Origin of the sequence: Proteus sp. PR00224 (assembly GCF_016238105.1) — a bacterium.
In the GTDB taxonomy this organism is placed as follows: Bacteria; Pseudomonadota; Gammaproteobacteria; order Enterobacterales; family Enterobacteriaceae; genus Proteus.
This window is the reverse complement of record NZ_JAEHQU010000003.1, coordinates 577,382-588,332: the sequence shown is the minus strand read 5'-3', so window position 1 is coordinate 588,332 and position 10,951 is coordinate 577,382. Positions and strand designations below refer to the sequence as shown.

General features: G+C 37.0%; 10 protein-coding genes and 1 other annotated feature. Of the genes, 5 read left to right on the top strand and 5 right to left on the bottom strand.

Annotation, left to right across the window (positions count from 1 at the left end):
- Positions 1-179 precede the first annotated feature (179 nt).
- From clpB to rluD, 3 genes are all read right to left on the bottom strand, one after another.
- Complete coding sequence (gene clpB, locus JEP71_RS08610; protein ID WP_196534248.1) at positions 180-2,753, bottom strand: ATP-dependent chaperone ClpB; 2,574 nt, start codon at positions 2,751-2,753, stop codon at positions 180-182.
- A 146-nt stretch (positions 2,754-2,899) separates the two neighbouring features.
- On the bottom strand, positions 2,900-3,631 hold the full coding sequence (gene yfiH / locus JEP71_RS08605) for a purine nucleoside phosphorylase YfiH (protein ID WP_198626090.1): 732 nt from the start codon (positions 3,629-3,631) through the stop codon (positions 2,900-2,902).
- The gene (gene rluD, locus JEP71_RS08600; protein ID WP_075672439.1) at positions 3,632-4,609 is read right to left on the bottom strand and encodes a 23S rRNA pseudouridine(1911/1915/1917) synthase RluD; all 978 of its coding nucleotides are present in this window, start codon (positions 4,607-4,609) and stop codon (positions 3,632-3,634) included. It lies immediately after the preceding gene.
- 135 nt (positions 4,610-4,744) lie between these two features.
- On the opposite strand from rluD, the gene bamD reads away from it, so the two are divergent.
- The 3 genes from bamD to pheA all read left to right on the top strand — a co-directional run bounded on the left by bamD (position 4,745) and on the right by pheA (position 7,551).
- Positions 4,745-5,479: an outer membrane protein assembly factor BamD gene (gene bamD / locus JEP71_RS08595; RefSeq protein WP_198620999.1), complete on the top strand. Its 735-nt coding sequence runs from the start codon at positions 4,745-4,747 to the stop codon at positions 5,477-5,479.
- A 271-nt stretch (positions 5,480-5,750) separates the two neighbouring features.
- The gene (raiA, locus tag JEP71_RS08590; protein ID WP_109374392.1) at positions 5,751-6,086 is read left to right on the top strand and encodes a ribosome-associated translation inhibitor RaiA; all 336 of its coding nucleotides are present in this window, start codon (positions 5,751-5,753) and stop codon (positions 6,084-6,086) included.
- A gap of 154 nt (positions 6,087-6,240) precedes the next feature.
- Positions 6,241-6,358 (top strand) — a sequence feature (Phe leader region).
- Positions 6,359-6,393: 35 nt separating this feature from the next.
- Complete coding sequence (gene pheA, locus JEP71_RS08585; protein WP_196534250.1) at positions 6,394-7,551, top strand: bifunctional chorismate mutase/prephenate dehydratase; 1,158 nt, start codon at positions 6,394-6,396, stop codon at positions 7,549-7,551.
- An 82-nt stretch (positions 7,552-7,633) separates the two neighbouring features.
- Here pheA and JEP71_RS08580 read toward each other — a convergent pair whose 3' ends face one another.
- A complete protein-coding gene (locus JEP71_RS08580) occupies positions 7,634-8,974 on the bottom strand; it encodes an anaerobic C4-dicarboxylate transporter (protein WP_198626089.1) in 1,341 nt (446 codons plus the stop codon).
- Between the two features lie 403 nt (positions 8,975-9,377).
- On the opposite strand from JEP71_RS08580, the gene JEP71_RS08575 reads away from it, so the two are divergent.
- Positions 9,378-9,533 (top strand): hypothetical protein, encoded by a 156-nt coding sequence (locus JEP71_RS08575; RefSeq protein WP_198620968.1) that lies wholly within the window; start codon positions 9,378-9,380, stop codon positions 9,531-9,533.
- Positions 9,534-9,565: 32 nt separating this feature from the next.
- On the top strand, positions 9,566-9,739 hold the full coding sequence (locus JEP71_RS08570) for a hypothetical protein (protein ID WP_198626088.1): 174 nt from the start codon (positions 9,566-9,568) through the stop codon (positions 9,737-9,739).
- A gap of 85 nt (positions 9,740-9,824) precedes the next feature.
- Here JEP71_RS08570 and tyrA read toward each other — a convergent pair whose 3' ends face one another.
- A complete protein-coding gene (gene tyrA / locus JEP71_RS08565; RefSeq protein WP_198626087.1) occupies positions 9,825-10,949 on the bottom strand; it encodes a bifunctional chorismate mutase/prephenate dehydrogenase in 1,125 nt (374 codons plus the stop codon).
- Positions 10,950-10,951 lie beyond the last annotated feature (2 nt).

Genomic DNA, 10,951 nt, shown 5'->3' with positions numbered 1-10,951 from the left:
CGACAGCGCACTTAATAATCAAATCGATATATTCAGTGTAATTTATAGACATTTACTGTCGAAAAAAGTTTCAAATAATATAAATCATATTTAAATATCCCCATCCCCCTTACTCAACAAAAACATAAAGTATAAAAAAAGAGGCTTATATAAGCCTCTTTTGGGTTTAGTGTTATCTATTACTGCTTCGCGATTATCTTATTGTCATCTAAATCTAAGATAATCTCTTTGCCCGGTAATAATTTGCCAGACAAGATATCTTGAGCTAATGGATTTTCAACCTCTTGCTGGATAGCCCGTTTTAATGGACGAGCACCATAAATTGGATCGAATCCAACTTCACTCAATTTCTCTAATGCAGCCCCAGTGATAGTAACGTGATAACCACGCTCTTCTAAACGCTGGTATAAACGACGTAATTGAATTTGTGCAATCGCTGCAATGTTTTCTTTACCTAATGGGTGGAATACCACAACTTCATCAATACGGTTGATAAACTCTGGTCTGAAATGATGGCCAACAACATCCATCACAATGTTTTTCATTTCAGGATAATCAATTGTCCCGAAGCGTTCTTGAATTAAATCAGACCCCAAGTTCGATGTCATAATCACAACTGTATTACGAAAATCGACTGTTCTGCCTTGTCCATCCGTTAAACGACCATCATCCAATACTTGTAATAAAATATTGAATACGTCTGGATGCGCTTTTTCAACTTCATCTAATAAAATGACTGAATAAGGGCGACGGCGAACGGCTTCTGTTAAATATCCACCTTCTTCGTAACCAACATATCCTGGAGGTGCACCCACTAAACGAGAAACAGAGTGTTTTTCCATAAATTCAGACATATCGATACGAACCATTGCATCATCACTATCAAACAAGAAGTTCGCTAATGCTTTACACAACTCAGTCTTACCTACCCCAGTAGGCCCTAAGAATAAGAACGAACCAATTGGACGATTAGGATCAGATAATCCAGCACGGCTACGACGAATAGCATTAGATACTGCACTCACAGCCTCAGCTTGACCAATAACACGTCTATGTAGCTCTTGTTCCATTCTTAGCAGTTTTTCACGTTCCCCTTCTAGCATTCTAGATACAGGAATACCTGTCCAACGAGCCAAGATTTCAGCAATTTCAGCATCAGTGACTTTATTACGTAACAGCTTCATATGTTTATCTTCAGCTTTATTAGCTTCAGCAAGCTGTTTTTCTAACGTCGGGATTTGTCCATATTGGATCTCTGACATTTTCGCCAAATCACCGCTACGGCGAGCTTGTTCTAATGCAATACGAGCCTGCTCTAATTCAGATTTAATATGTTGAGTGCCAGTAAGTTCTGCTTTTTCTGCTTTCCACTCTTCTTCTAAAGCAGAATACTCTTTCTCTTTTTCAGCAAGTTCTTCATTTAGCATCTCTAAACGTTTTTTACTTGCATCATCAGACTCTTTTTGCAGTGCTTGTTGTTCAAGTTTCAGCTGAATAATACGTCTATCAAGTCTATCTAATGCTTCTGGTTTTGAATCCATCTGCATACGTAGGCTTGCGCCCGCTTCATCAATTAAGTCAATCGCTTTATCTGGTAACATACGGTCAGAGATATAACGATGAGATAAAGTCGCAGCCGCAACAATCGCAGGATCTGTAATTTGAACATGATGATGAAGTTCATAACGTTCTTTCAGACCACGTAAAATAGCAATAGTATCTTCTACAGTTGGCTCAGCCACATACACTTTTTGGAAACGACGCTCTAATGCCGCATCTTTTTCAATATATTGACGATATTCATCAAGTGTTGTTGCACCCACACAGTGTAATTCACCACGAGCTAATGCCGGCTTTAACATATTTCCCGCATCCATAGCACCGTCAGCTTTACCTGCGCCAACCATCGTATGTAATTCATCAATAAACAGAATGACACTGCCTTCCTGTTTAGATAAATCATTTAAAACAGCTTTTAAACGTTCTTCAAATTCACCACGGTATTTAGCACCTGCTAATAACGAGCCCATATCTAAAGAAAGTACACGCTTATTCTTTAAACCTTCAGGGACTTCACCATTAACAATACGTTGAGCCAAACCTTCAACAATGGCCGTTTTACCAACCCCTGGTTCACCAATAAGCACAGGGTTGTTTTTAGTACGGCGTTGTAGAACTTGAATAGTTCTTCTTATTTCTTCATCACGACCAATAACAGGATCGAGTTTGCCTTGTTCTGCTCTTTCCGTTAAATCCACAGTATATTTTTTCAATGCCTGACGTTGGTCTTCTGCATTTTGATCGTTCACTGTTTCTCCACCACGTATTTTTTCAATCGCTATCTCAAGACTTGCTTTATTCGCTCCGGCAGCTTTTAGCATATCAGCAACTTGTCCACCGGTTTCCATAGCAGCTAAAAGAAAGAGCTCTGACGAAATAAATTCGTCACCTTTTTTCTGTGCCAATTTATCGCACAAGTTAAGGTGCTTAATTAAATCATTTGAGGGATGAACCTCTCCACCAGCACCTTCGACTTTAGGTAATCGAGACAAAGCATCATTAATTCGCTCATTAAATTGCGATGCATTAACACCTACGGATGTTAATAGAGGGCGAATTGAGCCACCTTGTTGATTAAATAACGCACTCAGTAAATGTATGGGTTCTATAAATTGATTATCGTTCCCAAGTGCCAATGACTGGGCGTCTGCGAGAGCTTGCTGGAATTTGTTGGTTAATTTATCCAGACGCATAACACCTCCAAGTAAAATTTAAAGTAAAATTCGTAACTGGAGAATAGATGAGGTCATTTTGACAATATTCAAGCTCAAAATAAAAATTTTGAGCAAAAATATTCATCAATATTTGAGATAAGTGAGAAAAAACGTTGAGAGGAAGTTTATTTAATCCAGATTAATGATGCCATTCGCCCAGTTACATGCTCTCGTCTATAAGAAAAGAAGCGCGATGGATCAGTTACAGTACAAAAATCGCCACCATAAATCTGAGTTACTCCACTTTCCTGTAAGATTATTCTCGCTAACATATAAATATTAGCTAAATATTTACCATTATGGGGAATAAATGCAGATTCAAAGGCAATATTTTTCTCTATAAACGCCAAACGGACTTCTGCACCAACCTCAAAAGCAGTTGGTCCAATTGCTGGCCCTAACCATGCCATAATTTGATCTTTAGGTGCTTTAAACTGCGCAAGTGTATTCTGTAATACACCATGGCAAAGCCCTCGCCATCCACCATGAGCGGCGCCAACTTCTGTTCCATCAACAGTTGTAAAAAGGACTGGCAAACAATCTGCCGTCATAATTGCGCAAACTTTTTTCACGGTAGAGGTGTAAAGGGCATCACCTTGTATTTCATCATTTTTCTCAGTATTTAGCGTAACAACATGAGTACCATGAACTTGTTCAAGCCATAGTGGCATTTCAGGCAATTGAGCTTGCTGGCAAAGTCTGCGTCTATTTTCTTCAACATCAGACAATTTATCACCAACATGAGTACCTAAATTGAGGCTGTTATAAGGCGGTAGACTAATCCCACCTTCTCTCAAGGTACTGCAAGACCCAATATTTTCAGGTTGTGGCCAATCTGGAAAAATCAATGAAGTCATTTACCAATCCATTTCATCTTTAAACTGTTCAACGTCAGCTTTTAGCACATCGATAAGCTTAACCATATCATCAGGCAATGGTGCATGCCATTCCATTTCAATACCTGTTATTGGATGATAAAGACGTAGCATCGTTGCATGTAGCGCTTGTCTATCAAATAAGCGTAACGTTTCACGTAATTCATCTGAAGCCCCTTTTAAAGGACGAGGTCTTCCTGCATAAAGCTGATCACCGATTAAAGCATGGTGAATATGAGCCATATGAACACGAATTTGGTGAGTACGACCGGTTTCTAAACGTAAACGCAAACGTGTATGAGCACGGAAATGCTCCATAACACGATAATGTGTTACTGCTGGTTTACCCATTGGGTGCACAGCCATATGTGTCCGTTTAGTTGGATGTCGAGAAATAGGTTCATTCACTAATCCTCCCGCAGTCATTCTTCCTGTTGCAACCGCTTCATACTCACGCGTGATTTCACGACGTTGTAAAGCTTCAACTAAATGCGTTTGAGCAGGAACTGTTTTTGCAACAACCATTAAACCTGTTGTATCTTTATCCAATCGATGGACAATACCCGCACGAGGTACATTAGCAATCTCTGGATAGCGATAAAGTAATGCATTTAATACGGTGCCATCAGGATTACCCGCACCAGGATGAACAACGAGATCTCTTGGCTTATTGATAACTAAAATATCGTCATCTTCATAAACGATATTTAACGGAATATTCTGAGGCTCCCAGCGAACTTCCTCTTCAATTAAGGCATCGACTTCAATTTTTTCACCGCCAAGCATTTTTTCTTTTGGCTTATTGATGATTTTATCGTTAACCTGCACTCTATTGTCTAAGATCCACTCTTTTATACGAGATCTTGAATAATCAGGGAACATTTCGGCCAAAGCCTGATCTAAGCGTTGACCCAGCTGTGAATCTGCGACTGTAGCATTAAGTCGTATTTGTTGAGACATAAATAATTTTCTATTAATTAAGTTAGTGTTTTGACGGCACAGCCGTTTCATTTAAAATGAGTTATAGTGTAACCGATTTCAGGGGAGCTTCACGGAGAGACTCCCCAAACCTATTCAGAGGATAATCAATACGTGATGAGACGCATTAAATACCTGGTGGCAGCGGCCACTGTAAGCCTGTTACTTGCTGGCTGTTCGAGTTCAGACAAAGACGTTACTGCCGATATGTCGCCTTCTGAGCTTTACTCAACCAGTCAGGAAAAATTGCTAGATGGCAATTATGGAGCGGCTATCAAACAATTAGAGTCTCTCGATAATCGCTATCCTTTTGGCCCTTACTCGCAACAAGTTCAACTCGATCTGATTTATGCTTATTATAAATCAGCGGAACTACCAATGGCGATTTCTGCAATCGACCGTTTTATGCGATTAAACCCAACCCATCCTAATATCGACTATGTTCTTTATATGCGAGGCTTAACAGCTCAAGCATTAGATGATAGTGCATTACAAGGATTCTTTGGTATTGATCGTTCAGACCGTGATCCTCAACATGCCATCGTGGCATTTAAAGATTTTAGTCAATTAGTTCGTTACTATCCAGACAGCCTTTATGTCGCCGATGCAACCAAACGCCTAGTCTTTCTTAAAAACCGTTTAGCGAAGTATGAGCTTTCTGTTGCGAAATTCTATACTAAACGAGGGGCTTATGTCGCGGTTATTAATAGAGTAGAGCAAATGATGCGCGATTATCCTGACACACAAGCTACTCGTGACGCGCTTGTCTATATGGAAAACGCTTATAAAGAATTAGGTCTGACGCAAGAAGCAGAAAAAGTAGCTTCACTAATTGCAGCCAATCCAGCCTAACAAAAACATCACCATCAAAAACAGCAGCTTATCGCTGCTGTTTTTTTATTCTTTTCTAGCTAAATTGTCTTTGCTTTTCATCAGCCCAACCTTCCTAATATGACTGAATAAATGCAACTTAACAAGCGGTCTTTTTCAGCTATTTATCATTTGTCACGTTTCTATTACTAGTTACACATACATCTAACAAAAAGTGATTTTGATCATGTTTTAAATTGTGTATCACGATATTCTGAAGTTATCGAAGACGGAGTAATAAAGAGGTAACTATATGATTATAAATATTACTAGCAAACAAATGGAAATTACCCCAGCACTACGTGAACACATTGAAAGCCGTCTAACTAAACTCAATAAATGGCAGGTGAATTTAATCAATCCTCATATTATTCTTACGAAAGATCCTAAAGGTTTTAGTGTTGATGCCAGCATTCATACACCAAATGGGCAATTGGTCGCTAATGCACAACACACTGATATGTATGTTGCAATTAATGAATTACTCGCAAAACTTGAACGTCAATTAAACAAAGTTCAGCATAAAAACGAATCTCGTCGGGCTGATAACAGCCTGAAAGAAGAGAATTTACTTGTCGATGAAATGTAAATAGTAAAGCAAGATTAAAAATTAGAATAAATCACTGACTCAAAACGCCTCTGCGCATCCTCGTGATGCGCTTTTTATTGTATTTTTCTTGACTCTATTCACATCATCATGTTTGATAGCGATATGTTAAATAATTTACCAATCAATATAATGAAAAAACATTCACATTTGCCTTTCTTCTTTTTCTTTCTACTCTTTCATTAAGAGGCTTTGTCATTTCAGAAAGAAAAGTAAGAACGACAATAGCCTCCAAAATTGGAGGCTTTTTTATTTATGATGGCATGACATAACGGTATAGGGCTTAAACATGGAAAAACTCGATTTATCAGCAATCAGAGATAAAATCACAATGTTAGATTCAGAATTACTAACATTGTTAGCAAACAGACGTCAATTATCTGCTGATGTTGCTCAATTTAAATTGAATACACATCGCCCTATTAGAGATAAAAATCGTGAGCGTGAATTACTTGATTTATTAATTGAGAAAGGAAAAAACGTTGGGCTAGATGGTTTTTATATTAGTCGTATTTTTCAAATGATCATTGAAGACTCTGTCTTAACGCAACAAGCCATTCTACAACAACATCTTAATGCAACACCGAATGAATCAGCCAGAATTGCTTATTTAGGGCCTAAAGGCTCTTATTCACATATTGCTGCTCGTCAATATGCAGCCCGCCATTTTGATAGCTTCGTTGATTGCACTTGCCAGAAATTTGATGACATTTTTACACTTGTCGATACAGGCCAAGCTGATTACGGTTTACTACCTATTGAAAATACCAGTTCAGGGGCAATTAATGATGTTTACGATTTACTGCAAACAACATCAATCTCTATTGTTGGAGAAATTCGCATCCCTATTAATCATGCGCTTTTAACAAGTGTTGATAGCAGTACAGAAGAGTTGCAAACTATTTATAGTCATCCTCAACCCTTCCAACAATGCAGTCATTATTTAAATCAGTATCCAAACTGGAAAATTGAATATTGCGAAAGTACAGCTGCTGCAATGGAAAAAGTAGCTCTTGCACAATCACCACTTGTTGCGGCTATTGGTAGTGAAGCCGGTGGCTCTCTTTATGGTTTAAAACCTTTAGCTAATAATTTAGCAAACCAGCAAATAAACGTAACACGCTTTATTGTTATTGCACGAAAAGCCATTGATGTTTCAGAGCAAGTACCCGCTAAAACAACCTTCTTAATGGCTACTGGGCAACAAGCGGGTGCATTAGTCGATGCATTAATGATTTTAAAAAAATACGACATTATTATGACGAAACTCGAGTCTCGTCCTATTAATGGCACACCTTGGGAAGAGATGTTTTATATTGATGTTCAAGCAAATTTACGTGATATTAATATGCAAAAAGCCTTACACGATTTATCACAAACAACACGTTCATTAAAAGTATTAGGTTGTTATCCTTCCGAGAATGTCGTTCCTGTTGAAGTAAAATAATAAAACGATCCACTAATAAATAAGCCAGATAGTACATCACCTATCTGGCTTTTTTTATCTCATATTCTTACTTTGTCACTCATTATAAGAAGCCATACATCGCTGCAAATAGCCAACCAAAGACACAGGAAACAGTTACACCAATTAATCCTGGTAGAATAAAGCTATGATTAATAACAAATCGCCCTATTCGAGTTGTACCAGAACGGTCAAATTGAATAGCGGCTAAGTCACTAGGATAAGTAGGAAGAATATAGTAACCATAACAAGCAGGTGCAGATGCAATGATATAAGCAGGATCAACACCAATACCCAATGCTAAAGGAACAATGGCTGCTAAAGCCGCTGCTTGTGAATTAACAAACTTAGATACCAATAATAAGACAACTGCATAAGCCCAAGGATATTCTCGTACTAATTGTCCTAATGCAGCTTCTATTTCTTTCATATGTGCAGAGAACATTGTCTCTGCCATCCAAGCAATACCATACACGGCAACAATTGCTATCATCCCTGAACGAAATACTTCATTTTTAGAAATAAGAGAAGGGTTGGTTTTACAGATAATAATAATTGACGCGCCAGCTAATAACATAAACATTTGAATAACGAGCACCATAGATAATGGCTTGCCATTAAATACAGGACGTATTTCAGAGAAAGCACCTAATATTGCCACAACAGCAATTGCACCTAAGAAAATCCACATTGCTACCCAGTTTTTCATAGGGAGCTTTTTATCTAGAAGTGTTGCTGTATCACCATAAACATAATCATGGTTTTCAGGAACTGAAACAAATTCTTGGAAGCGTTGGTCTTTATCTAAATCTTTTCCTCTAAACCAGCTAAAGATACCAATGGCTAAAATACCGATAAAAGTAGAAGGAATAGTAATTGCTAATAAATCTAAAAACTCAAGGTGTTTACCATTAAAAGTCACATCACCGAGCATTGCGACTAATGTAACAACGGCAACAGACACTGGGCTGGCAATAATCCCCATTTGAGAGCCGATTGTACTTGCCGCCATTGGTCTTTCCGGACGAATATTATTTTTAATCGACACATCATAGATTATTGGCAATATGGTATAAACAACGTGCCCAGTACCACATAATATTGTAAGAGTACAAGTTACGAGTGGTGCAACAATAGAAATATATTTTGGATTTTTACGTAATAATTTTTCTGCTATTTGCAACATAACATCTAATCCACCAGATGCTTGTAATGTTGCTGATGCAGAAACAACGGCAATAATAACTAACATTACATCAACAGGTGGTTTTCCTGGAGGGAGGTTAAAAACAAAAACTAAAATAACCAAACCTACACCACCTAATAGACCTAGTGCAATTCCTCCCTTTCTAGCCCCATAAAATAGACACACTAATATAATGGCGAGTTGTATTAAAAAATCCATAAATTACCCCTTGAAAAACACGTCGGAATATAAACAAAAAATAATACAATTAAATTTTTAGCACTTATTGCAAAAAAAAGAGCTTATAAAATATAATTTACGATAATTGTTATAGGCATTTTTTTGATCATTGTTATAATTTTAATAATACCTTTTAATTTCATTCATTTTTAAGATCTCATCAACAAATAACTTTTAATAAAAAGACAATATTGAACATTAATTATTATTAAATTAAACCCTGAGATAACAATTAAATAACAATAAACACAAGATGTATTAATCTATTAATAAATATAGATATTTATCTTATTGTTTTTAAATGTATATTTATATTTCTCTACTTTTATTTTCTAAGTAAAAATATGTGATTCTTATCTATTATTAAATGGAGGGAAAGAATATGAACACTTTTATCATACTGATTTTAAGTCTATTTTTTACCAATAACGTAGATGAAATTAAATTAAAAGAGGGTTATCACACTTACTCACTAACGTCTCAAACGGATTTGAAACGTTGCACAGTAAGCCCATGTCCAGATCCTAAAGACTATTAACTTTTAAGCATTTTGTTTTAAAAGGAGTTATTATGAATAAATTATATATTTTAATATGCTCATTTTTATTCGCTAGTTATACGAGTGCTTATTTTGATGATAAGGCAGAAAAAAATATAACATCGAAAATTGAATATTCTCAAAATAATAGCAATATCTCTGCTTCTAGTCGTTGTGTTTGGCCACCTTGTGATGATGACTGGTGATAAGCTAAACATGAAATAATTAATAAAATAAAAAGGCCGAACAATTTATTTTATTGCTCGACCTTTTATATAACAAATAATTTAACTAGATTCGGCTATCGTTAGCCTTTTGTAATAATACACCACTCTCTTTCATAAATTGAGTAGCATAATCGCCAAACCAATCACTCACGTTATTAAATGAACGAACAAACTCACTCTTTGCATTTATATCTAATAAATCGATAGCTTGCCCCAAAGAATGATGATATCTACGAATTAGTTCAATATTCTCTTGTGATGATAAAATAATATCAGCATAGAGTTGAGGATCTTGAGCAAACAGTCGTCCTATCATTGCCAATTCTAAGCGATAAATAGGAGATGAGAGTCGCAGTAAACTGGCTAAGTCCACTTTTTCTTTTGCTAAATGCTGACCGTAAGCAAAGGTAGTAAAATGTCGAAGTGCTTGAATAAAACTCATGTTTTTATCATGCTCTTCTGGCGTAATCGCCTCAATTTTTGCTCCCCATACCATTAATTGCTCTAGCAACCATTCAAATTCTTGATGGTTTCGGCCTTCACAATAAGCCACAACCTGTTTTGCCAAACTGGGCACATCAGGGCCAAACATTGGATGAAGACCTAAAACGGACCCACTATGTGCCTTTAACATCGCCTCTAAAGGGGCTTTTTTGATAGAAGCTAAATCGACTAATAAGCAATCTTTAGGCAATGGCGGTAATTGTTCAATAACCTCAACGGTTAAATGGATAGGTACACTAATTATTACCATTCCTGCATTATCAAAAATAGCAGGCGACTTAGTTTGCCATTCATCAGCTTCTAAACTTTCAACTTGATAGCCAGAGAGTGTAAACAAACGAGAAAATAGTTTACCCATTTTCCCATTTCCTCCCACAATAACGATTTTACCAAGTTGAGGGTTAAGAGTTTTAAATCCCTTGTCATTCTCTTTAGTATAGGATTCTCGCATTACTCGGCGTAACACATCTTCAATCAAATCTGGGGAAATTCCCATCATTTGTGCGTCATTACGACGAGAAGCAAGCATAGCGGCTTCTCTATCAGGCGCATAAATCGGTAAGCCATGACGGTTTTTAACTTCTCCCACTTCAGCTACCAACTGCATTCTTTTTGCGAGTAAAGAAAGCAGTGATTTATCTACCTGATCAATTTGCTCACGCAAACCTTGTAATTCTTCAGCCATCT